General features: G+C 72.1%; 23 protein-coding genes. 19 read left to right on the top strand and 4 right to left on the bottom strand.

What is annotated here, in order from left to right:
• Positions 1-92 precede the first annotated feature (92 nt).
• The 4 genes from HCK04_RS22185 (at position 93) to HCK04_RS22170 (ending at position 4,392) form a co-directional block, all read left to right on the top strand.
• Positions 93-1,115: a sugar ABC transporter permease gene (locus tag HCK04_RS22185; RefSeq protein WP_142649290.1), complete on the top strand. Its 1,023-nt coding sequence runs from the start codon at positions 93-95 to the stop codon at positions 1,113-1,115.
• Complete coding sequence (locus tag HCK04_RS22180) at positions 1,108-1,932, top strand: carbohydrate ABC transporter permease (protein WP_142649289.1); 825 nt, start codon at positions 1,108-1,110, stop codon at positions 1,930-1,932. The genes HCK04_RS22185 and HCK04_RS22180 overlap by 8 nt, the downstream gene beginning before the upstream one ends.
• The gene (locus HCK04_RS22175; RefSeq protein ID WP_240971677.1) at positions 1,929-3,317 is read left to right on the top strand and encodes a GH1 family beta-glucosidase; all 1,389 of its coding nucleotides are present in this window, start codon (positions 1,929-1,931) and stop codon (positions 3,315-3,317) included. Before HCK04_RS22180 ends, HCK04_RS22175 begins: the two co-directional genes overlap by 4 nt.
• A 79-nt stretch (positions 3,318-3,396) precedes the next feature.
• Positions 3,397-4,392 (top strand): LacI family DNA-binding transcriptional regulator, encoded by a 996-nt coding sequence (locus HCK04_RS22170; protein WP_142649288.1) that lies wholly within the window; start codon positions 3,397-3,399, stop codon positions 4,390-4,392.
• Between the two features lie 53 nt (positions 4,393-4,445).
• Here HCK04_RS22170 and HCK04_RS22165 read toward each other — a convergent pair whose 3' ends face one another.
• On the bottom strand, positions 4,446-5,477 hold the full coding sequence (locus HCK04_RS22165) for a LacI family DNA-binding transcriptional regulator (protein WP_205830573.1): 1,032 nt from the start codon (positions 5,475-5,477) through the stop codon (positions 4,446-4,448).
• A gap of 198 nt (positions 5,478-5,675) precedes the next feature.
• On the opposite strand from HCK04_RS22165, the gene HCK04_RS22160 reads away from it, so the two are divergent.
• Genes HCK04_RS22160 through hydA form a run of 14 tightly spaced genes read left to right on the top strand, consistent with a single transcriptional unit; the run spans position 5,676 to position 22,220 of the window.
• Positions 5,676-6,641: a dihydrodipicolinate synthase family protein gene (locus HCK04_RS22160; protein WP_142649287.1), complete on the top strand. Its 966-nt coding sequence runs from the start codon at positions 5,676-5,678 to the stop codon at positions 6,639-6,641.
• Positions 6,638-6,931 (top strand): (2Fe-2S)-binding protein, encoded by a 294-nt coding sequence (locus HCK04_RS22155; RefSeq protein WP_142649286.1) that lies wholly within the window; start codon positions 6,638-6,640, stop codon positions 6,929-6,931. Before HCK04_RS22160 ends, HCK04_RS22155 begins: the two co-directional genes overlap by 4 nt.
• Positions 6,921-8,432 (top strand): FAD-dependent oxidoreductase, encoded by a 1,512-nt coding sequence (locus tag HCK04_RS22150; RefSeq protein WP_142649285.1) that lies wholly within the window; start codon positions 6,921-6,923, stop codon positions 8,430-8,432. Before HCK04_RS22155 ends, HCK04_RS22150 begins: the two co-directional genes overlap by 11 nt.
• Positions 8,429-9,631, top strand: a complete 1,203-nt coding sequence (locus HCK04_RS22145) for an FAD-binding oxidoreductase (protein ID WP_142649284.1) — start codon at positions 8,429-8,431, stop codon at positions 9,629-9,631. The genes HCK04_RS22150 and HCK04_RS22145 overlap by 4 nt, the downstream gene beginning before the upstream one ends.
• On the top strand, positions 9,625-10,956 hold the full coding sequence (locus HCK04_RS22140) for an amidohydrolase family protein (RefSeq protein ID WP_142649283.1): 1,332 nt from the start codon (positions 9,625-9,627) through the stop codon (positions 10,954-10,956). The genes HCK04_RS22145 and HCK04_RS22140 overlap by 7 nt, the downstream gene beginning before the upstream one ends.
• Positions 10,957-11,014: 58 nt before the next feature.
• Positions 11,015-13,111, top strand: a complete 2,097-nt coding sequence (locus HCK04_RS22135; protein ID WP_142649282.1) for a hydantoinase/oxoprolinase family protein — start codon at positions 11,015-11,017, stop codon at positions 13,109-13,111.
• Positions 13,108-14,856 carry a hydantoinase B/oxoprolinase family protein gene (locus HCK04_RS22130; RefSeq protein WP_142649281.1) on the top strand — a complete coding sequence of 583 codons (1,749 nt, stop codon included), beginning with the start codon at positions 13,108-13,110 and terminating at the stop codon, positions 14,854-14,856. Before HCK04_RS22135 ends, HCK04_RS22130 begins: the two co-directional genes overlap by 4 nt.
• A gap of 7 nt (positions 14,857-14,863) precedes the next feature.
• Positions 14,864-16,492: an ABC transporter substrate-binding protein gene (locus HCK04_RS22125; RefSeq protein ID WP_142649280.1), complete on the top strand. Its 1,629-nt coding sequence runs from the start codon at positions 14,864-14,866 to the stop codon at positions 16,490-16,492.
• Between the two features lie 42 nt (positions 16,493-16,534).
• Positions 16,535-17,614, top strand: a complete 1,080-nt coding sequence (locus HCK04_RS22120; protein WP_142649279.1) for an ABC transporter permease — start codon at positions 16,535-16,537, stop codon at positions 17,612-17,614.
• Positions 17,611-18,543, top strand: coding sequence for an ABC transporter permease (locus HCK04_RS22115; protein WP_205830572.1), 933 nt, complete (start codon positions 17,611-17,613; stop codon positions 18,541-18,543). The genes HCK04_RS22120 and HCK04_RS22115 overlap by 4 nt, the downstream gene beginning before the upstream one ends.
• Positions 18,540-19,424 (top strand): ABC transporter ATP-binding protein, encoded by an 885-nt coding sequence (locus HCK04_RS22110; RefSeq protein WP_142649278.1) that lies wholly within the window; start codon positions 18,540-18,542, stop codon positions 19,422-19,424. Before HCK04_RS22115 ends, HCK04_RS22110 begins: the two co-directional genes overlap by 4 nt.
• Positions 19,421-20,257 carry an ATP-binding cassette domain-containing protein gene (locus HCK04_RS22105; protein ID WP_142649277.1) on the top strand — a complete coding sequence of 279 codons (837 nt, stop codon included), beginning with the start codon at positions 19,421-19,423 and terminating at the stop codon, positions 20,255-20,257. The genes HCK04_RS22110 and HCK04_RS22105 overlap by 4 nt, the downstream gene beginning before the upstream one ends.
• Positions 20,258-20,304: 47 nt before the next feature.
• Entirely contained in the window at positions 20,305-20,694 is a 390-nt protein-coding gene (locus HCK04_RS22100) for a gamma-glutamylcyclotransferase (protein ID WP_142649276.1), read from the top strand.
• A 59-nt stretch (positions 20,695-20,753) separates the two neighbouring features.
• Positions 20,754-22,220 (top strand): dihydropyrimidinase, encoded by a 1,467-nt coding sequence (gene hydA / locus HCK04_RS22095; RefSeq protein ID WP_142649347.1) that lies wholly within the window; start codon positions 20,754-20,756, stop codon positions 22,218-22,220.
• A 19-nt stretch (positions 22,221-22,239) separates the two neighbouring features.
• Here the strand turns inward: hydA and HCK04_RS22090 are convergent, their stop codons facing one another.
• Genes HCK04_RS22090 through HCK04_RS22080 form a run of 3 tightly spaced genes read right to left on the bottom strand, consistent with a single transcriptional unit; the run spans position 22,240 to position 25,080 of the window.
• Positions 22,240-23,436 (bottom strand): hypothetical protein, encoded by a 1,197-nt coding sequence (locus tag HCK04_RS22090; protein WP_142649275.1) that lies wholly within the window; start codon positions 23,434-23,436, stop codon positions 22,240-22,242.
• A gap of 2 nt (positions 23,437-23,438) precedes the next feature.
• On the bottom strand, positions 23,439-23,825 hold the full coding sequence (locus HCK04_RS22085) for a Rid family detoxifying hydrolase (protein ID WP_142649274.1): 387 nt from the start codon (positions 23,823-23,825) through the stop codon (positions 23,439-23,441).
• Positions 23,826-23,838: 13 nt separating this feature from the next.
• On the bottom strand, positions 23,839-25,080 hold the full coding sequence (locus tag HCK04_RS22080; RefSeq protein ID WP_142649273.1) for an alanine racemase: 1,242 nt from the start codon (positions 25,078-25,080) through the stop codon (positions 23,839-23,841).
• A 104-nt stretch (positions 25,081-25,184) separates the two neighbouring features.
• Here HCK04_RS22080 and HCK04_RS22075 point away from each other — a divergent pair, with 104 nt between their 5' ends.
• The gene (locus tag HCK04_RS22075; RefSeq protein ID WP_142649272.1) at positions 25,185-25,874 is read left to right on the top strand and encodes a tetratricopeptide repeat protein; all 690 of its coding nucleotides are present in this window, start codon (positions 25,185-25,187) and stop codon (positions 25,872-25,874) included.
• Positions 25,875-25,881: the final 7 nt, after the last annotated feature.

The raw sequence follows: 25,881 nt of genomic DNA, 5'->3' as shown, positions 1-25,881 counted from the left end.
TCAGCGACCGGCTCAGCGACCGGCGATCGGCTCAGGCGATCCGATCCGCTCGGGTTGTCGGCGCCGGGGCCCCGTCCAGAGGAGGATCTCCCATGGCATCACCCCCGGGCGGGTCCCTGCGGACCGCGGCGCCCTCCCCCGGCGGCCCACCGGCCGCCTCGCCCGCCCCGGCGCGCGCGCGAGCGGCGTCGGGCCGGGGCTCCACGCTGCACCGGCTCGATCTGCACGTCTCGCCGTACGCGTACGTCGCGCCGTTCTTCCTGCTCTTCGCGGCCTTCGGCGTCTTCCCGCTCGTCTACACGGCCTGGGTGTCGCTGCACGACTGGAACCTGCTGAGCAGCGACAACCCCTTCGTCGGCCTGGACAACTACGCGGCGCTGTTCGCCGACGGCTACTTCTGGAACGCGGCGTTCAACACGCTGTCGATCGGCGTGCTGTCCGCCGTGCCCCAGCTGCTGCTCGCGCTCGTGCTGGCGCACCTGCTGAACCGGCCGCTGCGGGCACAGACGCTGTTTCGCATCACGCTCCTGCTGCCCAACGTGACCAGCGTCGTGGCCGTGGTCGTCATCTTCAGCCAGCTCTTCGGGCGCGACTTCGGGCTGGTCAACATGGTGCTCGACTGGCTCGGGGCCGGCCGGATCGACTGGCAGGCGGGCGTGGCCTCCTCGCACGTCGCCATCGCCGTCATGATCATGTGGCGGTGGACCGGCTACAACGCGCTCATCTACCTCGCCGCCATGCAGGCCGTGCCCAGGGAGATCTACGAGGCGGCGACCCTCGACGGCGCGTCCAGCCTCAGGCAGCTGTGGGGCATCACGCTCCCGATGATCCGGCCGACCGTCGTCTTCACGGTCATCGTCACCACGATCGGGTCGATGCAGATCATCGCCGAGCCGCTGCTGTTCGGCGCGCAGGTCAGCAACGGCGCGGCGGTCACGGGCGGCACCGACCGCCAGTTCCAGACCCTGGCCCTCTACCTGTACGAGAAGGGCTTCCGCAGCTTCGAGTTCGGCTACGCCTCGGCGGCGGCCTGGGTGATGTTCCTGCTCGTGGTCGTGGTCGTGGGCGTCAACTATCTCGTCGTACGGCGCATGCGTGGAGGACTCGATGCTTAGGTCGCTGCGCGCTCGTCCGCTCACCTATCTGACCCTGGTGGCGGTGGCGTTCTTCTCGGCGTTCCCCGTCTACTGGAGCGTGGTCGTCGCCTCGCACGACAACGCGGCGCTGGCCGAGGTGCCGCCGCCGCTGCTGCCGGGCGGCAACTTCTTCGCCAACGTGCGGCGGGTCTTCGACACCGCGCCGTTCGCGCTGGCGCTGCTCAACTCGTTCGTCGTCGCGGGGACGATCACCGTGTCGGTGATGTTCTTCTCGACCCTGGCCGGCTTCGCGTTCGCCAAGCTGCGCTTCCGCGGCCGCAACATGCTGCTGCTGATGACGGTCGTGACGATGATGGTCCCGGCGCAGCTCGGCATCATCCCGCTCTACATGCTGATGATCAAGCTGGAGTGGACCGGCACGATGTACGCCGTGATCGTCCCCGCGCTGGTCAACGCGTTCGGCGTGTTCTTCATGACGCAGTATCTGAGCCGCGCGCTGCCGACCGAGTTGCTGGAGGCGGGCCGTATCGACGGGTGCAGCACGGCCCGGCTGTTCTGGCACGTCGTGATCCCGGCCGCCCGGCCGGCCGCGGCGGTGCTCGGCATGCTCACGTTCATGACGGCGTGGAACGACTACTTCTGGCCGCTGGTGGTGCTCACACCCGACAATCCGACCGTGCAGGTGGCGCTGTCGCAGCTCGCCAGCGGCTACGTGCGCGACTTCACGCTCGGCCTCACGGGCACGGCGGTGGCGACCCTGCCGCTGGTGCTCGTCTTCGTCCTGCTCGGCAAACAGATCATCGGAGGGATCATGCAGGGAGCTGTGAAGGGATGACGGCGACGACCACGGCCACTCGGGGGACCGGATCGTCGACGATGATCTTCCCTGACGGCTTCGTCTGGGGCGCCGCCACCGCGGCCTACCAGATCGAGGGCGCCGCCGCCGAGGACGGCAGGGGCCCCTCGATCTGGGACACCTTCTCCAGGGTCCCGGGCAACGTCGCCGACGGCCACACCGGCGACGTCGCCTGCGACCACTATCACCGCTATGCCGAGGACGTACGGCTCATGGCCGGTCTGGGCCTGGCGGCCTACCGGTTCTCGGTGGCCTGGCCGCGCGTCCTGCCCACCGGGGCGGGGCAGGTCAACGCCGCGGGTCTCGGCTTCTACGACCGCCTCGTGGACGAGCTGCTCGCCCACGGCATCAGGCCGTACCCGACGCTGTATCACTGGGATTTGCCGCAGGCGCTGGAGGACGCCGGCGGCTGGGCAACGCGGGACACGGCGCAGCGCTTCGCCGACTTCGCCGCCGTCGTGCACGAGCGGCTCGGCGACCGCGTCCGCACCTGGACGACGCTGAACGAGCCGTGGGTGGCCGCCTTCCTCGGTTACTGCTCCGGCGTCCACGCCCCAGGCAGGCGCGACCCGGCCGCCGCGTTCCGCGCCGCACACCACCTGCTGCTCGCTCACGGCCTGGCGGCGCGGGCCCTGCGCGCGGCCGGGGCCGCCGAGATCGCGCTCACCCTCAACCTCTCTCCCGTGATCCAGACGGACGGCCACGAGGAGGCCGCATTCGTGGACGCGCTGCTGAACCGGCAGTTCCTCGACCCGGCGCTGCGGGGGCGCTACCCGGAGGAGGTGCTGGAGATCGCCGCCCGCCACGGCGGCCTCGGCCACATCCGGGACGGCGACCTGGCCGTCGTCCACCAGCCGATCGACCTGCTCGGCATCAACTACTACAACCCGTCCTTCGTGTCGGCCGCGCCCGGCGAGCCGGCGAACCCCGCCTTCCCCGGCACCGAGGGCATCCGGTTCGAGCCGCCGACCGGCCCGACGACCGCGATGGACTGGCCCATCGAGCCGTCCGGCCTCAACACCCTGCTCGTACGGCTGTCGCGCGACTATCCCGAGGTCGGGCTGCTCGTCACGGAGAACGGCGCGGCCTTCGACGACCACCTCACGGGTGACGAGGTGCACGACGACGACCGGATCGGCTACCTCGACGGCCACCTGCGGGCGGCGCACGCCGCGATCTCCGCCGGTGCGGACCTGAGGGGTTATCTCGTATGGTCGCTCCTGGACAACTTCGAGTGGGCCTACGGCTATCACAAGAGGTTCGGCATCGTGTACATCGACTTCGAGACCCAGCGACGCGTTCCCAAGGACAGCGCGCTGTGGTATCGAGACGTCATCGAACGCAACGGGCTGGGGAGTGCCTGACGACCACTGCCCGTCGTGAGCGGCCCCCGGACCGCGCGCGGCGCGGCGTGACTCGCCGGGCACGGCGAAGGGGGACTGCATGAAACGACCCACTCTGGAGGCGGTAGCGGCGCGGGCGGGAGTGTCCCGCGCCACCGTCTCCCGGGTCGTCAACGGGCAGATGACGGTGACACCGCAGATCAGGGATGCGGTGATGCGCGCCGTCGACGAGCTGGGATACGTCCCCAACTCGGCGGCGCGCAGCCTCGTCACCCAGCGGACCGACTCGATCGCGCTGGTCGTGTCGGAGCCGCCGACCAGGGTCTTCTCGGAGGACCCGATGTTCTCCACGGTCATCCGCTCGGCCAGCGTGGAGCTCGAGGCCGCCGACAAGCAGGTCGTGCTCATGCTCGGCGGCTCGGCCCAGAGCCACGCGAGGATCGAGCGCTACATCGCCAGCGGCCACGTCGACGGGGTCATGCTGATCTCGATGCACGGCGCCGACCCGCTGCCCTCGGCCGTCGCGCGGATGGGCGTCCCCGTCGTCTCGTACGGCAGGCCGCCCGTGCCGGTGCCCCTGCCGTACGTGGACAACGACAACGTGGGCGGCGCGGAGAAGGCGGTGCGCCACCTGCTGGACGGCGGACGGCGGCGCATCGCCACGATCGCCGGGCCGCAGGACATGATCGGCGGTCAGGACCGGCTCAAGGGTTATCGCGACGCGCTGCGCGAGTCCGACCGGCGGTCGATCGTCGCCGTCGGCGACTTCACCCGTGAGTCCGGCGCCGTCGCCATGCGCCACCTGCTGCAGGACGACCCGGACCTCGACGCCGTCTTCGTCGCCAACGACCTCATGGCCATCGGGGCGCTGCAGACCCTGCGCCAGGCGGGCCGCCGGGTGCCCGACGACGTGGCCGTGGTCGGGTTCGACGACATCGAGGCGGCCCGCTACACCGAGCCCCCGCTGACCACGATCAGGCAGCCGGTCATCGAACAGGCCGCCGCGATGGTCCGGCTGCTGCTCGGCCTGTTCAAGGGCGGCCCGGCCGACCCGGTGATCCTCCCCACCGAGCTCGTCGTCCGCGAGTCCGCCTGAGCCCACAAGACGCCTGAGCCCACGAGACGCCTGAGCCCACGAGACGCCTGAGCTCACGAGACGACGGGGGCGCACGACTCCCGCCTGACGAGCTGGGCCCCGACGCGGTAGGTGCGGCCCGCGCGTCCGTTCGCGGAATCCGACGCCGGGCCGTCGCCGCGCTCGATCTGCTGCAGCAGCAGGTCCATGGCGAGCTCACCGAGCTCCCGGGCGCCGTTGTCGACCACCGTGATCGCCGGCTGCCAGCAGCGCAGCCAGGGCATGTCCTCGTGACAGATCAGCGACAGGTCGTCGGGAAGGCGAACCCCGGCGTTGACCAGCGCCGGGAGGACGCCGAACACCGCCTCGTGGTTCGCCGCGAACAGCGCCGTCATCCGAGGCTCGCGATCCAGCAACCGGACGACCGCCTCGGTGCCGAAGCCCGGGTCGAACGGGCCTCGCTCGACGAGCCCCTCGTCGACCGCGATCCCCCGCTCGACAAGCGCCTGCTCATAGCCGGCGAACCGTTCCCGTCCGGAGTTGGTCGTGAGCACGCCGCCGATGAAGCCGATGCGTTCGTGGCCGAGGTCGAGCAGGTGGCGCGTGGCCTCGTACGCGCCCTCCCTATCGGAGGCGAGCACTGACGGGGCCGCGCTGTCGGCGGCCGCGCGGATGACGTTCACCACCCCCACCCCGTTCGACAGCAGGGCGTTGGACGTGGCGGCGTTCTTGCCCGTGCCGATCACGATGAGTCCGTCGACGCCGTGGGAGGCGAGCACGCGCAGGAACGACTCCTCGCGCCCGGCGTCGCTGTCGGTGATGCACAGCATCACCTGGTAACCCTCCGTGGCCGCCCGGCGCTGCACCACCTCGACGATCGTGTGGAACGAAGCGTTGATCAGGTTGTTGAGGACGATGCCGATGAGGTGCGACTGCTTCGACCGCAGGGCGCTGGCGATCCGGTTGGGCTCGTAACCCAGCCTGCGCGCCGCCTCGACTACGGCGGTCCGCGTCTGCGGCGAGATCAGCGGACTGCCGCTCAAGGCACGCGAAGCCGTGCTCCTGGACACCCCGGCCTCGGCCGCGACGTCCTTCAAGGTGATCAATAGAGTGCTCCGTTCCTGGGATCGATCCCATGCGATGACCATTGTGCCAAACCGGAACGCCGCCGATCGCACGTTTCCCGAGAAAACCTTCTGGGTTAAAACCTCATTTCGGGTCTTGACCAAAACCGTAGTCTTGATGGAACGTAGTGCAACCGATCCCACAGCAGGGGTCACGAGTGGACACACCGGGGACGTTTCATGGATCGCGACGACGTCGACTGGCACGGTTACTGGCCGGCCGCTCCCACTCCCTTCACCTCCTCCGGTGAGCTGGACGAGGACGCGCTGCGCGCGCTGCTGCGGCTCTACGTCCGTCAGGGCGTGCACGGCGTGCTGGTCAACGGGAGCACCGGCGAGTGGTTCAGCCAGAGCCCCGCGGAGCGCAGGCGTGTCGCCGAGATCGCGGCGTCCGAGCTGTCCGGCCGGATCCCCGTGGTCGTCGGGGTCACCGCCTACACCGCCGCCGAGGCCGCCGAGCTCGCACGGCACGCCGAAGCCGCCGGGGCCGACGGCGTGCTCGCCACGCCGCCGCCGTACGCGCACCTCGGAGCGGCCGAGATCCACGCCTTCTACGCCGAGGTCAGCACGGCGACGGAGCTGCCGTTCATGGTCTACAACTGGCCGCGCGGAGTCGCCGTCGACATCTCGGCGCACCCCGGGCTGGCGGAGCGCCTCGCCGATCTCGATCGGGTGGTGGCCATCAAGGACAGCACCGGCGACTGGCTGCGGATGCTGGGGACGGTCGAGGCCGTCGCCGACCGCGTCCGCGTCTTCGGCAGCTTCCTGCACCGGCGCGGCCTCGCCGTGCTGATGGAGATCGGCGGCGACGGCAACATCGACGGCGGGGGCATCGGCGCACCGTTCGCCGTCCCCTTCTACGAGGCCGTGCGCAAGGGCGACCGCGAGACCGCGCGCGTCTGGGCCGACCGGTACGCGGCGCTCTCCTCGCGGCTGATCAACCCCGACTACAGCGGCGTCTACGCCTCGCCGATCTCCCAGCTCAAGGCGGCCATGGCGATCCTCGGCCAGCCCGGCGGGCACGTACGGCCGCCGCTCCTGGAGATCGCCGACGACGACGTGATCAGCGCCATCGGCGCCGTGCTGCGGGAGTCCGGGCTGGTGAGCGCCCTGGAGGCGGAGGACGGAACGGAGGCGCGGCGATGACACGGACCGGGACGGGCACACCTCCGCGGACCGCGACGATCACGGTGGACGGGCGTCCGCTCACCGTCGTGGACGGCGTCAGCGTCGCGGCCGCCCTCGTCGGCGACGGCCGTTGGACGCTGCGCCGCAACCCCGTCAGCAGGGAGCCCCGCGGGCCCTTCTGCGGGATGGGGGTGTGCCTGGAGTGCGAGGTGACGATCGACGACCGGGCGGGAGTGCGTGCCTGCCTGACCCGGGTGCGTCCCGGTATGCGGGTCGGCACCGGCGGAGGCGACGACGGTGACCGCTGATCATTGGAACGAGCCATCCGGCGCCCCCGAGACGGTGACCAGGGACGTCCTGATCGTGGGCGGCGGGCCGGCCGGGCTCAGCGCGGCCGAGCGGCTCGCGGCGGCCGGGCTCACCGTGACCCTCGTCGACGAGCAGCCCGAGCTCGGCGGGCAGTACTACCGCAGGCCCGCGCCCGCGGTCGCCGAGCGGTGGGGAGACCACCGGCCCGAAGGCGGCGCGCTCGTCGAACGGGTGCGCGCGGCAGGGGCCGAGTGCCGGACGAGGCACACCGTCTGGGGCGTGGACGACGACGGGCGCACCCTTCTCGCGGTGGACGGGGAAGGACGTCCCGTCCGGCTGCGCGGGCGTTACCTGATCATCGCGACCGGCGCCTACGAGCGGGTCCTGCCCTTCCCCGGCTGGCAGCTTCCCGGGGTCGCCACCCCCGGTTTCGCGCAGCACCTCGCCGCGAGCGAGCACACGCCGATCGGTGAGCGGGTCCTTGTGGCGGGATCGGGCCCGTTCCTGCTTCCGGTCGCCTGCTCCCTCGTCGATCTCGGGGTGACCGTCGTCGGCGTCGCCGAGGCCGGCACGCCGTACCGGCCCCGGCCCGCGGCGCTCGGCGCGCTGCGTCACCCGGCACGCCTGCGCGAGCTGGCCGGGTACGTCACGCGACTGGCCCGCGCCCGGGTGCCGATCTGGCAGGGCCACTCCGTGGTCCGCGCCGAGGGGACCGACAGGGTCTCCTCGGTCACGGTCGCCGCCGTCGGCGACCCGGCGGCGGCACGCACCTTCCTCGTCGACGCGCTCTGCGTCGGGTACGGCTTCCGTCCCCAGACCGATCTGGCCCGCATGCTCGGGTGCGACGTGCGCACCGACGCCGTGACCGGCGACGCCACGCCGGTCACGGACCCGCGCGGGCGAACCTCGCGACCCGGCGTCTACGTGATCGGAGAGGCCGCCGGCATCGGCGGCGCGCCCACCGCCCGCGCCCGCGGCCTGCTCGCGGCCTTCGACATCCTCATCCGGGAGGGCCGTCCCCCGGCGCGGCGCGACCTGCTCCGGGCGGGCGCCGCGCTACGCGGCCTGGCCCGCTTCACCGAGCTCACCGGGCGGCTCTTCCCGAGCCCGGCCCGGCTGACGTCCTCCCTGGTCCCCCCGCTCCCCGGCGACACGATGATCTGCCGCTGCGAGGCCGTGACCGCGCGTGAGATCCGGGCCGTGGCCGGGGAGGCCGAAGTCCCCGCCCCTGTGGATGTGAACGCGGTCAAGGCGCGCACCCGCGCGGGCATGGGCCCGTGCCAGGGCCGGGAGTGCGGCGTGGCCGTGGCCGCGCTGGTGCGCTCCGTCGCCGGCCGGACCACCGATGCGAACGTCTTCCCGGCGCGCACGCCGATCCGGCCGATCCCGCTCAGGGCGTTGCTCGCCACGGAGACGACCCCGGAGACGACCCCAAAGACGACCCCGGGGGCCTCTCCGGACGCCCTCGGGCCCGCCACCCCCCAGGAGGAACGGCCATGAGCGGCGTGCTGACCGCGGACGCGGTGATCGTGGGAGCCGGCGTGCTCGGCGCCGCCGCGGCTCATCACCTGGCCCGGGCCGGGCACCGGGTCGTGATCCTCGAACGCGGCGCCCCCGGGCGCGAGGGGTCCGGGACCACGGCCGGCAACCTGCACATCCAGGCCGTGCACTCACAGCGGCCCGGGCAGGAGGTGCCGCTCGACAACGCGCGCTTCCTGCCGCTGCAGCGAGCCGCGAGCGAGCGATGGGAAACGCTGGAGGAGGAGCTGGGCGCCTCGGTCGAGTTGCGCCGCAGCGGTGGCTTCACCGTGGCCGAGACCCCCGGGCAGCACGCCGAACTGGTCGAGAAGCACGCGTGGGAGACCGGCGCGGGCATCCCGACCGAGGTCCTCGACGGCGACGCCGCGAGGGCAGCGCTCCCCCAGCTCGGCCCCACCGTGATCGCCGCCACCTGGTGCGCTCTCGACGGCTACGCCAACCCGCTGAAGGTGACCCCGGCCTACCTCTCCTCCGCCGCGCGGAGCGGCGCGCGGACGCATCCGTACTCCCCCGTCCGGCGCATCGACCGCCACCGCGAGGGCTGGCGGGTCACCGCGGGGCGGGACGGCGGGCTTGTCGTGGACACCCCGGTGGTCGTCGACACCGCCGGGCCCTGGCTGGGCCGGGTGGCCGCCATGGCCGGGGCCGCGCTGCGGATGTCGCCGGTCGCGATCCAGATGCACTCCACGGTGCGGCTGCCGCCCATCCTGCCTCACCTGGTGCAACACATCGGTGAGGGCCTGTCGGTCAAACAGGTGGCGGCGGGTAACCTGCTCATCGGCGGCGGCTGGCCCGCCCGGACTCTCGACCTGGAGGGCCGGAGCCTGCCGAGCCTGGCCAGCCTGCACGGCAACGTCCGGCTCGCCGCGCGGGTGCTGCCGTTCCTCGCGGACCTGCGGTTGCTCCGCATGTGGGCCGGGCCGCTCGCGGCCACACCCGACGAGATGCCGCTGATCGGCGAAGTTCCCGGGCTGCCCGGTTTTCTCGTCGCCGGCGGGACCTATGCCTTCACCTTCGCCCCCCTGTGGGGGGAGACGCTCCGTTGTCTCGCGGAGAGCAAGCCACCACCTGTGGACATCGCCGACCTCGGTCCCGGCCGTCTCATGGACCACGCCGACCACCAGGCCGACCACCAGGAAGAGAGGAACACCCAGTGCTGACAACGCTTCCGAGGAGAAACCTGGTCGCGGCGACGGCCGGCCAGACCAAGGGGCGGCCCGCTTCCGGCACCGTGTGGCTGACCGGCGGGCACGTCGTGGACGTGCGGAACGGCCGGGTGCGGCGCGACACGAACGTGGCGGTCACCGAGGGCCGGATCGAGCGGATCACCGCCGAGGCGCCGCCGCCCGGCGCCACGGAGATCGCGCTGAACGGCCGCTATCTGATGCCGGGCCTGATCTCCGTGCACACCCATCTGTCGGTCGTCTATCCCTTCTCGGCCAACGACGAGGCCGAAAACCCCGGGCTGACCGCCCTCCGGGCGCTGTCCCGCGCCCAGGACGCGCTGTGGGCGGGTGTCACCACCATCCGCTGCGTGCACGAGCAGTCGCGGGCCGACCTGCTGGTCCGTACGGCGGCCCGGGAGGGCTGGGTGGACGCGCCGCGTATCGTCGGTGCGGGCCGGGCGATCTCCACCACGGGTGGTCACGGCAAGGGCGGCGGTTGTTCTTACGCCGACGGGCACGACGCCTTCCTCCGGGCCGCGCGGGAGGAACTGGACGCCGGAGCCGACCACATCAAGATCTTCATTACCGGCGGCATCGCCCATCAGGGCGAATCGTTCGCGGGCGCGCAGATGACGGTGGAGGAGATGCGCGCCGTGGTGCGGGCCGCCGACGAGCACGGCACGTACGTGGTCGCGCACGCGGGGGCCGGGGCCGCCATCAGGGAGGCGATGGCGGCCGGAGTGCGCAGCTATGAGCACGCCTACGACCTCGACGACGCAACGGCCAAGGAGATGGCGGCGCGGCGGGTGTTCCTGACGCCGACGCTGTGCGTCACCCGCTGCCCCGACTGGATGGCCGAGCACGAGTTCACCCCCTGGCAGATCGAGAAGGCGATGGAGACCGGGCCCGGCCACCTCGCCAGCATCCGCCGGGCGATCGCGGCGGGCGTGGCCGATCCGGCGGACCCGGAGGCTCCGGGGATCACCTTCCTGGCCGGGACCGACTACCCGCCGGGCGAGCCCATCGAGGACACGGTGGTGGCCGTACGGGAGATGGAGTTCCTGGCCGAGGCCGGGCTGTCCCCGGCCCAGGCCGTGCGGTCGGGGACCCTCGACGCGGCCCGCCTGGTCGGCCTGGCGGGCGAGGTGGGAGCGGTCGAGGAGGGCCACGTCGCCGACCTCATCGTCACGGAGGCCGACCCGCTGGCCGATGTCTCCGCGCTGCGCCGGATCCCGCTGGTCATGCAGGCCGGACGTGTCGTCCGCGACGACCTGCCGGCGGCCGGCCCAGACGACGGCACGACCGGCGGCGCCTCATGAACCCCCGGCGTCGCGACCGGCGCCCCAGCCACGTTCCCCTGGACAGAAGGAGTCAGGCATGAGTTCCCCCGCCGGCCGTGTTCGGCTCGCCGTGGACATCGGCGGCACGTTCGTCGACGCGCTCGCCTTCGACGAGGCGAACGGCACGCTACGGCTGCACAAGGCCCCCACTACCCCCGACGCCCCGGCCCGGGGCGTGCTCGACGCCGTGGGCGGCCTGATGCCCGCCGGCGACGACGCCCCCGGCGCGGCGCTCACCGAGGTCGAGGCGTTCGTGCACGGCACCACGCTGGGTCTGAACGCGATCCTGCAGCGCCGCGGCGCGGATGTCGGGATCATCACCAACGAGGGCTTCCGCGACCTGCTGGAGATCGCCCGCGCCAACGTGCCCGGGCATTCCATGTACGACTTCTCCTACGCTCCGCCGCCGCCGCTCGTCCCGCGTCGCCGCCGTCTCGGCGTCCCCGGCAGGATCGACGCGCAGGGCCAGGTCGTCGAGGACCTGGACGAGGACGCGGTGCGCGAGGCGGGCCGGATCCTGGTCGAGGAGCAGGGCCTGCGGTCGATCGCCGTGTGCTACCTGCACTCCTACGCCAACCCCGAGCACGAGCGGCGAACCGCCCGGATCCTCCGGGAGGCGTATCCGGACGTGTCGGTGTCGGTGTCCACCGACATCACCCGCGAGTACCGCGAGTACGAACGGACCAGCACGGTCACCCTGGACGCCTACATCCGTCCGGTGCTCAGCGACTACATCGGCACTCTGGAGACGCGGCTCGAGGCGGCCGGGCTGACCCGTCCGCTGCACATCATGCGGTCGGGCGGCGGCGCGATGACAGCGGAGCTGGCCCGCCGGGCGCCGCTCATGACGGTGCTGTCCGGCCCGGCCGGGGGCGTCGTCGGCGCGTCCTATCTGTCCCGCGAGCTGAACGGCAGGAAACTCATCTCGTTCGACGTGGGCGGCACGAGCGTCGACTGCTGCGTGATCGAGAACGGCACGCCGGGCGAGGTCCACGAGGCGTCCATCGACGGGTTCCCGCTGCTCATCCCCATCTTCGACATCCGCACGGTGGGCGCGGGCGGTGGGTCCATCGCCTGGATCGACGAGGGCCTGCTCAAGGTGGGCCCCCACAGCGCGGGCGCGGTGCCGGGCCCCGTGGCGTACGGCGCGGGCGGCACCGAGCCGACCCTCACCGACGCCGCGCTGACCCTCGGCTACCTGGCCCCGGAGGCGTTCCTCGGCGGGGACATGCGGATCGACGCCGACGCCGCGCGCGACGCGATCGCCACGAAGCTGGCCGCGCCGCTCGGCGTGACCGTGACCGAGGCGGCGGCCAGCGTCTTCCGGGTGCTGCTGGCGCGCACGGTGGGCGCGCTCCGCGAGATCACCGTCGAGCGCGCGCTGGACCCGCGCGAGTTCGCGCTGCTCGCCTTCGGCGGCGCCGGGCCGCTGATCGGCCCGATGCTGGCCCGGGAGATGGGCATCGCCGAGGTGATCGTGCCACAGGTGCCGGCGGCGTTCTCGGCCTTCGGAATGCTCATGTCGGATCTGGAGTACGAGTTCGCCACCACCGTGCTGCGGCCGCTGACGGACGAGACACTGGGCGAGCTGGAGCCGGCGTTCGCGGAGCTGGAGACCCAGGGCGACGAGGTGCTGTCCGCACAGGGCGTCAAGCCGGAGGACCGGCTGCTGGTGCGGCGGCTCGACGTCCGCTACAACGGCCAGGAGCACACGCTCCCCATCGACCTGCTCCCCGGCGACACGGCGGCCACCGTGCTCGCCCGGTTCAACGAGCAGCACCGGGCCCGCTACGGCCACGCCATGCCGGACACCGGGCAGATCCTCACCCTGCGGCTGCGCGCGGTGGGCCGGCTCGCCAAACCGAGCCTGCCGGAGCTGCCGGCCGCGCAGACGCCGACGCCGGACCCGTCCGGCGAGCGCCCCGCCTTCGACGTGGCCAGCGGCGAGGTCGTCGCCTTCCCCGTGTACGACAGGGCCACGCTCGGCCCCGGGCACGCCCTGAACGGCCCGGCCATCGTCGAGGAGGGCACCTCCACCACCGTGATCTTCGGCGACCAGCGCCTCGCCGTGGACCCGTACGGCCAGCTCATCGTGACCGCCGCCACCCCCGCGCCCGAGGAGGAAGACCGATGACGACCACCGGACGCCTGGACGGCGCGACGGTCGAAGTGATCCGCAACTACCTGGTGTCGGTGGGCGAGCAGATGCGCCGCACCCTGGTCCGCGCGGCCTTCAACCCGGTCATCTACGAGGTGCTGGACTTCGGCATCTCGCTCTACAACGGCGAGCTCGAACTGATGGCGGAGGCCGCCGGGATCACGCACTTCCTCGGCGCGAACGACTACGCGATCCGCAAGGGCGTGGAGTACGTCGGCCGGGAGAACATGGCGTCCGGCGACGTCTACCTGCTCAACTACCCCTACTGGAGCGGCGCGCACTCCTACGACGCGATGCTGTTCGCCCCGGTCTTCCGTGACGGGAAGGACGGCCCGGCGGCGTACCTCGCGGTGCGGGCGCACTGGATGGACCTGGGCGCCAAGGCTCCGGGATACGTCCTCGACTCCACGGACATGCACCAGGAAGGCCTGATCTTCCCCGGTACGAAGATCGTGAGCCGGGGCGAGCCCGTGCACGACATCCTGGAGCTGGTCCGGTTCAACTCTCGCCTGCCCGACCTGACCATCGGCGACTTCCACGCGCAGCTCGCGGCGCTGCGCACGGGCGAGATCCGGCTCGCGCAGGTGTGGGAGAAGTTCGGCGGGGACACCGTCGACCAGGCCGTACGGCAGATCATCGAGCACGGCGAGCGAGTGTCCCGCAAGGGCGTGGCCGCGCTGCCCGACGGCACCTGGACCGCCGTGGAGTACTGCGACGACGACAGCATCACCGACGACCTGATCCGCATGGAGGTCAAGGTCACCATCGACGGCGACCGCATGATCGTCGACTTCAACGGGTCGGACGGCGCGGTTCTGGGGCCGGTCAACCTTCCGATCGGCTCCACGGAGAGCCTGGCGAAGGCCACATTGAAGGAGCTGACCAGCCCGCACGAGCCGACCAACGCCGGCCACTTCCGCAACCTTGAGGTCAGAGCCGATCCGGGCAATTTCTTCCACGCCGTCTACCCGTCGGCGACGTTCACCCAGTGGAGCGCGATCGTCGCCTTCGAGATGCTGCACAAGGCGCTTGCGGGGGTGATCGCCTCCATTCCGGCGTCGTCGGGCGGTGACGAGCCCGGGTTCATGGCTCTCGGCCACGACCCGCGCACCGGCCGCGACTTCGTGATCAGCAACAACGAGGGCATCGGCTGGGGCGCCACCCGGGACCACGACGGAGCCAACGCCCAGCAGCACCCGTCCCAGAGCGTGGTGCGCAACACCCCGATCGAGGTGCTCGAGCACAAGTCGACGATCTTCCACGAGCGGCTGGAGCTCATCCCCGACTCCGGCGGCGCCGGGAAGTTCCGGGGCGGCGTGGGCGTGCTGCGGCAGGTCCGCTACCTCGCCGACGGCGAGGTCCTGTCGATGAAGAAGAAGAGCAAGACCCGGCCGTGGGCGCTGGACGGCGGCCACGAGCCCGAGCCGAGCGAGATGGTGCTGTGGCCGGGCACCGACCGGGCCAAGCGAGTCGGCATGTATCGCGCGGCCATGAAAGCGGGCGACCGCTTCATCAACCGCACGGCCGGCGGGGGCGGCTACGGCAACCCGCTCGACCGCGACCCGGCGGCGGTGGTCGCCGATGTGCTGGACGGCTACGTCACCGCCGAGAGCGCCGAACGGCTGTACGGCGTGATCGTCAACGGGCCGGGCGACTGGCGGCCGACCCCGGCCCGGACCGCCCGCGCCACCGAGGTCTCCAGGCGTACGAAAGAAGGGTAGAAGACCCGTGAACCTCACCCATCCCCCCGTTTCCGGGCCGAAGGCCCGCCCGTTTCGAAACCCGGCTCGTCCGCTGCGGCTGATCTCCGTCGCACTGGCGGGGGCGCTCGCCCTCGCGGCGTGCGGCGGCGGCGCCGACGGCGGGCCGGGCGCCTCCGGCGCTCCGTCCGCCCGCGCGCAGACGCTGGTCATCGCCGAGAACGAGCCGCCCGCCACCTTCGACCCGGTCCAGGCCGACAACTCGACCGTCGACGAGGTCGTCCGGCCCGCCTACGACACCCTGGTGAAGTACGACGACGACAACCGGCTCACCGGGGTCGCCGCCAAGGAGTGGAAGGTCTCCGGCGACGGCACCGCCATCGACGTGACGCTGCGCGACGACATCACCTTCCATGACGGAAGCAAGCTGACCAGCGCCGACGTGCAGTTCACCCTGGACCGCGCCAAGAAGCTCGGCATCGGCGTGGCGTCGCTGGTGACGGCTTACGACAGCACGACCGTCACCGACGACACCCACCTGACGATCAAGCTGAAGCAGGCGTACGCGCCGTTCATGGCCGCACTCACCCGCGTCTACCTGCTCAACTCCACGCTGGTCCAGGCCAACGCCGGCTCCGACGACGGCCAGCAGTGGCTGGCGAACAACGACGCCGGATCGGGGCCGTACAAGCTGGTCTCCTACAGCCCCAACCAGGAGGCCAGGTTCACCCGCCACGACGCCTACTGGGGCGGCTTCACCACCCAGGCCAAGGACCTGGTGTTCCGCTACCTCGCCCAGGCGGCCACGCAGAAGAGCGCCCTGACCAGCGGTGACATCGACATCGCGATGGACATCGACCCCAACGACTGGGCGTCGATGGAGAGCGACCCGAACTTCACGGTCGACAAGGCCGACACCAACGTGCAGCTCTACGTGTTCTTCAAGATGAAGGACTCGCCGGTGGCGAACAAGGCGCTGCGCGAGGCCCTCTCCTACGCCTATGACTACGACCAGCATGTGTCCGCCATCCTCAAGGGCGCGGGCAAGAAGGCCGTCGGCGTGCTGCCCAGCGCGATGAGCTGCTTCGACTCCACCGTCACCCAGCCCGGTCACGACCTGGACAAGGCCAGGAGCATCCTGGCCGGGGCGGGGCTGAGCAACGTGTCGCTCACCATGACCTATCTCAAGGCCACCGCGGAGATGGAGCAGGCGGCGACGCTGCTGCAGTCGGAGCTTTCCAAGATCGGCGTGAACCTGAAGCTCGAGGCGGTCACCTACCCGCAGTACGTGGACATGCTGAAGAGCAACAAGACCACGCCGGATCTCGGCATGATCTACGCCTTCCCGCCGTACCCCGACCCCGACTCGGTGCTGTACCTGATGTTCGACTCCAGGTTCATCAACAAGGGTCAGAACAACGGGGGCTACGACAACCCGAAGGTCGACGAACTGGTGGAGAAGGCGCAGCGGCTCACCGACGAGGGTCAGCGCTGCGAGCTGTACAAGCAGGCGCAGCACATCATCGCCGACGACTACGCGTCGATCAACCTGTCCAATCCGCAGACCGTCGCGGTCTACCGCAAGGGCGTCACCGGCTTCCGGTACGACCCCTCGCACCACCAGACCGTGGACGTCTACCGCATCAAGGTCGGCTGACCCGGCGGAGCCGGCGGATCACCGTAGAGGGGAGGTGCCCACGTGGCCCGTTTCCTGCTGAGACGACTCGTCACCAGCGTCGTGGTGCTGGCCGGGCTGGCCGTCGTCACGTTCCTGATGACGCAGGTCCTGCCGGGCGACCCCGCCCGCGCCGCGGCCGGGCGCAACGCCACCGTCGAGCAGGTGGCCGCGGTCCGGGTCCGGCTCGGGCTGGACCGGCCGCTGTGGGACCAGTTCCTCGGATACATCGGCCGGCTGCTGCACGGCGACCTGGGCACCTCGGTGTTCACACAGCGTCCCGTGACCGACGACATCGCAGCGGTCCTGCCGTCGTCGGTGGAGCTGGTGCTCGCCGCCATGTCGATCAACATCGTCGTGGCCGTGCCGCTGGGCGTCTACGCCGCCTACCGGCGCGGCCGGGCGGCCGATCTCGCGGCCCGCGTCGTCGCCATGCTGGGCGCCGCCGTGCCGGTCTTCTGGCTGGGCCTCATGCTCCAGCTCGTGCTGTCGGCACGGCTGCGGCTGCTGCCCCTGACCGGCCAGCTCGCCTTCGGCCGGGAGGTCTCCGAGATCACCGGGATGACCACGGTCGACGCCCTGCTCGGCGGCGATCTCCCGGCGTTCGGCGACGCGGTGGCCCATCTGGTGCTGCCCGCGGTGACACTGGCCGCGTCGTTCATCGCCGTGGTCGCGCGCACGGTGCGCTCCTCGATGATCGGGGCGCTCGACTCCGACTACATCACGCTGGCCCGGGCCACCGGCGCGTCGGAGTTCCGGGTCGTGGTGCGGCACGGGCTGCGCAACGCGCTGGTGCCGGCCAGCACCATCCTCGGCATGCAGCTCGGCTGGATGCTGGGCTCCACGGTGCTGGTCGAGTCGATCTTCGGGCGCACCGGCGTCGGGGCGTACGCGGTCAACGCCGTGCTGCAGAACGACCTGTACGCGGTGATCGGCACCGTCCTGGTGATCGGCGTGGTGTTCGTGGCGGCGAACATCGCGGTCGATCTCGTCCAGCTCTGGCTCAACCCGCGGCTCCGGCAGACCGGCGGGGGATCCGCGCCCGCCGGCCCGGGCCCCGTCGCCGGCGCCGAGCCCGTCGCGACTGTGGGAGGCACCCCATGAGCGGGCAGAACGGACAGAACGGGCAGAACATGGCATACAGCGAAGCGCCCGCGGGCGTCGCCGCCCGCCTCTCCGGAGGACGGTGGACCCGCGCCGCGCGCCGCGCACCGCGCTCACCGCTGCTGGAGCGTGTGGCGATCGCCGTCGCGGCGCTGATGGTGGTGATCGCCGTCGTCGGGCCGCTGCTGGCGCCGCACGACCCCTACGCCGTCGATCTCGGCAGCGCGCTCCGGGCTCCCTCCGCGGAGCACTGGTTCGGCACCGACGCCAACGGCCGCGACATCCTGAGCCGCGTGCTGTACGGCGCCCGGGTGACGCTGCTCGCCACCGTGGTGGTGATCATCGCCGCGACGTTGATCGGGACTCTGGTGGGCACGGTCGCCGCGCTCGGGGGCCGGGTGGTCGACGAGGTGCTCATGCGCATCTGCGACATCGGCCTGTCCCTGCCCGCGATCATCCTGGCGCTCGGCCTGGCCGCCGCGCTGGGCCAGGGACTCGACTCGGCGGTGATCGCCCTGGCCGCGACGTGGTGGCCGGGCTACGCACGCCTTGTCCGCACGCTGGTGCGGGAGGTGCGGGACGCCGAATATGTGGACGCCGCCCGCATGATCGGGGTCACCCGGGCCCGCCTGGTGTTCCGCCACATCCTGCCGAACGCGCTCGACACCCTGTATGTGCAGACGACGCTGGACGTCGCCGCGGTGATGCTGGTCATCTCCGGCCTGTCCTTCGTCGGCGTGGGCGCGCAGGTGCCGTCCGCCGAGTGGGGCGCGATGATCGCGGCCGCCGCCAACAACCTGACCAACGGCTGGTGGGCCGTCGTCTTCCCCGGTCTCGCGATCATGATCACCGCGATCGCGTTCAACCTGGTCGGCGACTGGCTCCGCGTGCGCAACGACCCGACGATCCGTGAAGGGAAGGCCCGATGAAGCACGCCAAGGCCGCCCTGGACACTCCGTTGCTGGCCATACGCGACCTGCGGGTGAGCTTCCCCGCCCCTGACGGGCCGGTCGAAGTGGTGCACGGGGTCGACCTCGACGTGGCGCGGCGGGAGAAGGTCGCCCTCGTGGGCGAGTCAGGATCGGGCAAGTCGGTCACCGCCCGGTCCGTCCTGCGGCTCGACGCGGACGCGCGGCTCTCCGGACGGATCGAACTGGACGGCACCGACCTGCTCACCCTGCCGCCTCGCCGGATGCGCCAGGTGCGCGGCGCCCGGGTCGGCCTCGTCTTCCAGGATCCGCTGGCCGCGCTCAATCCGGTCATGACCATCGGCTGGCAGATCATCCAGCCGCTGGTCATCCGGGGCGTGTCCAAGCGGGTCGCCCGGCGGCGCGGCGTCGACCTGCTGTCGCGGCTCGGCGTGCGGGACGCGGAGCGCCGCTTCGACGACTACCCGCACGAGTTCTCCGGAGGCATGCGGCAGCGTGTGGTGATCGCCATCGCCGTCATCGCCGAACCCGAGTTGCTCATCGCCGACGAGCCCACCACGGCGCTCGACGTGCGCGTCCAGGCACAGGTGCTGGCACTGCTCAGGGAGCTGGCCGACGAGCGCGGCATGTCGGTGCTGCTGATCACCCACGATCTGGGCATCGTGGCCGGGTTCGCCGACCGGGTCGTGGTGATGCGCCACGGGGAGGCGGTCGAGACGGGACCCGTCGACGACATCTACGCCCGCCCTCGCCACCCCTACACCCGCGCCCTGCTCGCCGCCGTGCCCCGCATCGGCGACGACCCGGCGCGCCCCCTCGCCGTCGTCGACGCCTCCGGCGCTCCGGCCGACGGCGCACACCGGAGGGAGGACGGACGATGACGCGTTCGCCACACGACCCGAACGGCTCCGCCGCGCCGCTGCTCGTGGTCGAGAAGCTGGTCAAGAGCTTCGGCGGGCGGCGCGTCGTCGACGAGGTCTCGTTCGACCTGGCCCCTGGCGAGGTGCTGGGACTCGTCGGCGAGTCCGGTTCCGGCAAGTCCACCACGGCGCGGTGCGTCGCCCGGCTGGTCCGGCCCGACTCCGGGCGGGTGCTGCTCGCCGGTCGCGACGTGCCGGGGGCGGGGCGGCGGGAGCTTCGCGACCTGCGCCGGGACATGCAGATGGTGTTCCAGGACCCGTACTCGTCGCTGAACCCCCGCATGACCGTCGAGGCACTCGTCGGGGAGCCCCTCCTCGTGCACGGGCTGGAGCGGGACCGGCGGCGGCGGCGCGACCGCGTCGTCGAACTGCTGGAGACCGTCGGCATGTCGGCCGCGCATCTGGACCGCCACCCCCGCTCGTTCTCCGGAGGGCAACGGCAGCGCATCGCCATCGCGCGCGCGATCGCGGTCGGCCCCCGGCTCCTGATCTGCGACGAACCCGTCTCGTCGCTGGACGTCTCCGTGCAGGCCCAGGTGCTCAACCTGTTCCGCGATCTCAGGGAGCGTCTGGGCCTGTCGATCCTGTTCATCGCGCACGACCTGGCGGTCGTGCACTACCTGTGCGACCGGGTGGCCGTGATGGAGCACGGCGCGCTGGTCGAGATCGGCACGCGGAGTGAGATCTTCGGCTCACCCCGCCACCCCTACACCCGCGCGCTCCTGGACGCCGTCCCCATCCCGGACCCCGTCGCCGAACGCGCCCGGGCCCGGGGGAACCGGGCGGCGCCGTGACCCCTCCGAAGGCTTACGTCCCGCATCCGCAGAAGGGAGAACAGGCAGTGGAACCGCTGCGCATGTTCGTGAACGGCCAGGCGATGTCGGGGGGCAGCCTCAGCCCCGCGCTGAGCGAGGCCGTGTTCCTGGGCCCCGCGTCCACCGCGCCCCGCTACCGCTTCTACTCCGTCCGCGACGAGTTCCCGGGCCTGCACCCGGTGGCGTCCGATGGACGCAGCGTCCCCGGCGAGCTGTACGAGGTCAGCTACGAGATCCTGCGCGACCGCCTGCTCCCCGGTGAGCCGCCGGAGCTGGAGCTCGGCGTGATCGAACTGGACGACGGCAGCGGCACGCTGTCGATGCGCATGCGTGCCGAGGCGCTCGGCGCCCCCGGCGTCATCGACATCAGCGACGCCGGCGGCTGGCGGGCCTACCTCACCGGCCGCACCGCGTGACCAGGCCGGAGCCGCGAGGACGACGGCGAGATGATCAGGGAGATGAGACGGTGACCTCGATGTTCCCGGGACGTTCCGGAGCAGGCGCGGACGGCGGGCACGCGCCCGTCGACCTGGTCGTGCGCGGGGGGACGGTGGTGGAGGCCGGATGGTCCGGCCCGGCCGACGTGTTCGTGGCGGAGGGCCGGGTGCTCGCGCTGGCCGAGCCCGGGGCCCCCGCACCAGGCACCCCGGAAGAGATCGACGCGACCGGGCGTCTGGTCATGCCGGGAGGCGTCGACCCCCACTGCCACGTCGGTTTCACCTCCGGCGACTTCACCTCGCTCGACGACTACCTGCAGTGCACGACCGCGGCCGTCTTCGGCGGCACGACCACCATCGTGGACTTCGCGATCCCCCGCCCGGGTCAGGCTCCCGCGGACGCCGCCTACGCGCAGCGCGCCAAGGCGGAGCAGGGCCTGTGCGACAGCGCCCTGCACGCGTGCGTGACCGAGTGGGACGACACCATCCCCGACCAGCTCGGCGCGCTCGTCGCCGACGGCGTCGTCACGGTGAAGATGTTCACGACGTACCGCAACGAGACCATGGCCGACGCGGACACGATTCTGCGCACCATGGCCACCCTGCGCGACCTCGGCGGCATGGTGGTGATCCACTGTGAGGCCAACCACATCATCGAGGACACCCAGGCCCACTGCGCGGCCGATGGGCGAATCGGCGCCGCCGACATGGCCGGCACGCGCCCCGAACTGGCCGAGACGGCGTCGGTGGCCGAGATCCTCGCCATCGCCGAGTCGCAGCGCGCTCCCGTCTACTTCGTGCACCAGTCCACCGCCGAGGCGGTCGAGCTGGTCGCGGCGGCGCGGCGGCGCGGCCTGCGCGCCTACACCGAGTCGGTGGCGCACCACCTCGTGCTCGACGAGACGATGTACGAGGGGGAGCATCCGGAGCGGTTCGTCTGCTGCCCGCCGCTCCGGCCCCGCGACGCCGTGAGCCGTCTCGGGCGGCACCTGTTCACCGGAGAGATCACCACGATCGGCAGCGACCACTGCTGTTACGACACGGCGCAGAAGCGGTCGCGCAGCGGCGACGTACGGGTGATGCCGAACGGCCTGCCGGGTGTGGAGACGCGTCTGCCCGTCGTGTTCTCCGCGTACGTCGCCGGCATGGGCCTGCCCGCGACGCGTTTCGTGGAACTGACCGCCGCCAACCCCGCCCGCGCCAACGGCCTCTATCCCCGCAAGGGCACCCTGCTGCCGGGCGCCGACGCCGACATCGCCATCTGGGACCCCACGACAGAGTGGACGATCACTTCCGGCGACCTGCACATGGCCACCGACTACACCCCCTACGAGGGCATGCGGGTGACGGGACGCCCGGAGACGGTGATGGTCGGGGGCCGGGTCGTCGTGCATGACGGCCGGTTGACCGATGCCACCCCGCGTGGACGTCACCTGCCCGCCCGCCGCCTGCACGACCCCGTCGCGCCGGTGAGCCTTCGACGGCCGAGCGCCTTGAGCACCTGACGGGGCCGGTGCGGAGCGTTCAGGCGAGCGCCTCGGTGATGCGGCCGAGCGCCTCGAAGGGCGCCAGGCCGTAGGCGTAGAAGTCGGCGGCCCCGGCCCCCGCCGTACGGGCCGCGCGCACCTTGGCGGCGAGCCGGTCGGCGGAGTCGGTGTCCGGGGCGCCGGGGCGCAGCACGACCCGCAGCTCGGGGTTCTTGCCGACCGAGCGCCGGTATGCCGCCACGTCGTCGGCCACCCGGGCCGGGTCCCTGGCATAGCCGAGCACCGCGAACGACGGGACCAGGTCGCCGAGCGCCACCAGGTCGATCCCGAGCTGCCAGGAGTCGTGCGCGGCCAGGCCGGCGGAGGGCAGCCCGTGGGCGTAGCCCTTGACCGCGCCCGTGCCGTCCAGGAACGTCAGCCGCGCGCCCTCGGCCGTCACCGCCGCCGCGACCTCGCCCACCAGCGAGGTGACGCTCTCGGAGCGGGCCCGTGCGTACGCCACCGCCTCCGGGCCCGCGTACGCCGTCAGCGCGGCCCGCGTGACCTCGCCCTCCGCGGGAGGATCGCCGTCCAGCACGCCCCCGACGATCCTGGCGCACTCCTGCCTGGCGACCTCGGCGTTCACCCCGAGGTCGGCGGCCCGGCGCATGCAGTGGGCGCAGAAGCACAGGCCGAACAGGAAGGCGTCCATCGGGCCGAGCGCCACGAAGCACCGCTCGTAGGCGAACGGCCCGAAGTGCAGCGACTCCGCGACGACCGTGTCCACGCCCTGCCGGGCGACGGCGCGGGCCAGCGCCACCGCGTACGCCCGGACGTCGGGGTGCGAGGGGCACAGGTCGGCCGGGGAGCCGTGGTCGCCGAAGCAGTTCTCCACCGTGATGTCGGGGTGGGCCAGGCCGAGGGTGGCGTTGTTCAGGAACACGGTCCAGCCGTGCAGCCGCATCCCCCGGTCCTCGCAGGCGCGGCGCAGCTCGTCGAGCGGCCGGTCCTGCGCCCCGGGCTGCACGGGCGGGGCCAGGCGCAGCCCGTCGAACAGGTCCTCCGGTGGCGGGAAGTGGACGCCGTCGCGGCGCAGCGTCAGGCGCGACGCGCCGTGCGGGGTCACGTCCCTGGCCTGGTGATAGGCCGCGGCCACCGCGATGCCTCGCACGCCGTACGCCGAGGCCCGGTCGAGCAGCCCCCGCGCGCCCTCGGCGGGCAGGTCCTCGACGAAGACGTACAGGGCGCTGTCCATCGTCAGCGGCCCGCGTACGCCACGAAGTCGATCTCGACGAGGATGTCCATGAGATCGGAGCCCACCGTGGTGCGCACCGGGTAGGGCCGGGTGAAGTAGGACTGGTAGACCTCGTTGAACGCGGCGAAGTCCTCCTTGAGGTTCTGCAGGTGGACCGTCGCCTTCACCACGTCGTCGAACGTCAGGCCGTGGGCCTCCAGCACCGCCCCGAGGTTGCGCATGGTGCGGTGGGTCTGGGCGGCCACGTCCTCGCCCACGACCTCGCCGGTCGCGGGGTCGAGCGGCCCCATGCCGGAGGTGTAGAGGAAGTCGCCCACCACGAGACCCTGGGAGTACGCGCCGACCGGCGCGGCCCCTGCCGTCGTACGGATCTCCTGCTTGCCAGCCATTGTCACCGCTCCATCAGAAACACGTGTTGATCAAATCAATCACGACGTCGTCGTCGTCCACCACGGGGATGACCCGCCATTTGTCGAAGGCAGTGCACGGGTGCGACAGCCCGAACGACACCAGGTCTCCCGGGCGCAGCCCGGCGTCGCCGTCGAGATAGGCGTGCTGGTCCTGCACCTTGACGACCGTCACCCCGGTCAACGGCTCGGCCGGACCCCGGCCACCCCGCCGTACGGCCCGGGGGAACGGCAGGTGGATGTCGTGGGGGACGTCCCGCTTGCCCATGCCGACCAGCACGAGACCCGGCTCGGGCACGGACAGCACCTGGGCCCAGACCTCCAGCGCGGGCCGCAGCTCGCCCTCCAGCCGGTTGTAGGGCGTGTGCTCCCGGTAGTAGCCGTCGTCGTGGGCGATGTAGGCGCCGCTGCGCAGCACCACGGTCGCGCCCGGCTCCTTGGTCAGCGGCGCGAGCTCCTCGGCCACCAGGTCGAACCACGAGCTGCCCCCGGCGGAGACCACGATGGGCCCCGCCACCTGCGGCGCGAGCGTCCGTGCCGCGAGGGCCAGGTCGCGCAGGAACCCGCGCACCCCGGCGGCCTCGTCGTGGGTCCCCTCATATCCGGCGACCCCGGCCAGCTCGGTCCCCCGGGCCTCCCGCACCGCGCGGGCCACCGCCAGCAGCTCGTGGTGGTCGCGGCAGCCGGTGCGGCCGCCCGGGTGGCCCAGCTCGACCAGCACGCGGAACGGGACGTCGCCGGCCATCTCGTCGAGCACGCGCACGCCCTCGATCGAGTCGGCGAAGCAGAGGAAGTCGAAGCGCCCCATCTCGCCGGCCAGCCAGCGCAGCGCGCCGCGGTCGAAGATCTCGTTGGCCAGCAGCACGCGCGGCACGCCGAAGGAACGGTGGACGAGCACCTGGCCCGGCGTGGCGGCGGTGACCCCCCACGCCCCGGCGTCGAGCTGGGCCCGCACGAGCTGCGGCGACATCGTGGTCTTGGCGTGCGGCGCGAAGGCCAGCCCGTGATGGTCGGCGAAGCGCGCCAGCGTCGCGATGTTGTGGTCGAGGGCCGAGCGCCGGGCCGTCATCACCGGCCAGGTGAACGCGCCGTCGAACAGGGAGTGCCGGGCCGCGGCGAACTCCCGTCCGCCGATCGGCTCGCCCGGCCACAGGAAACCGCGGGTGCGCGCGTCGACGACGATCTCCGGGAGCCCCGGCTCCGCGGGCCGCGTCGGGAGGCCGTCCGTGAAACCCACGCCGCCCCCCTTGTTGTCCGGTTCAGACCACCTTGTGGATCGTACTGGACCACCGTCTCGGGGGTAGACTCGCGCCCTCACACCATGATCGGGATGGGGTGGCCATGAGCGGCGACGTGCGACTCGAGCGGGCCCTTGCCCTCTATGAACAGGCGGTCTTCGGCGGCGACGCCTCGGCTCTCGCCGAGGCCGACCGCGAGCTGGACGCGGTGGAGGCCGACCTGACCACGCGGGGATCGGGACGGGACATCGCCGCCGCCGAGGCCGGGCTCGCGCTGGCCCGCGGCCGGATCGTCCACGCGCGGTTCCTCGAACACCACGAGGAGGACCCCCGCGAGCTCGAACTCTTCGAGCGGGCGGCCGATCTCTTCCGGCGGCTCGGCGACACGCGCGGCGAGGGCGAGGCGCTCTTCTGGATCGGCTGCTTCCACCAGGTCGTACGGCACGACGACGAGGCGGCCGGGCCCGCGTTGCGGCGGTCGCATGAGCTGGCGGCGGGGGCCGGTGACAAGCTGACCATGTCCTACGCGCTGCGCCACCTGGGCATCGCCGATCACAAGGCGGGACGGCTGGAGGCGGCGCGCGAACGGCTGGAGGAGTCGGTCCGGCTGCGCCGGGAGCTCGGCTTCCATCCGGGGGTCGCCGCCAACCTGGTCGGGCTGGCCTACATCGCCGCCGCGGAGGGCCGCCGTGACGACGCCCTGCGGCTGCTCGACGAGGCGGCCGTCCTGGCGGAGACGAGCGGAGCCCTGGGCATCGCGCGGCACGTGGAACAGGCACGCACGAACCTGTGATCATCCC

It is taken from the genome of Microbispora sp. CL1-1, assembly GCF_012034195.1.
GTDB lineage: Bacteria > Actinomycetota > Actinomycetes > Streptosporangiales > Streptosporangiaceae > Microbispora.
Note: the sequence above shows the minus strand (reverse complement) of the source record. Positions and strands in the feature narration are given on the sequence as shown.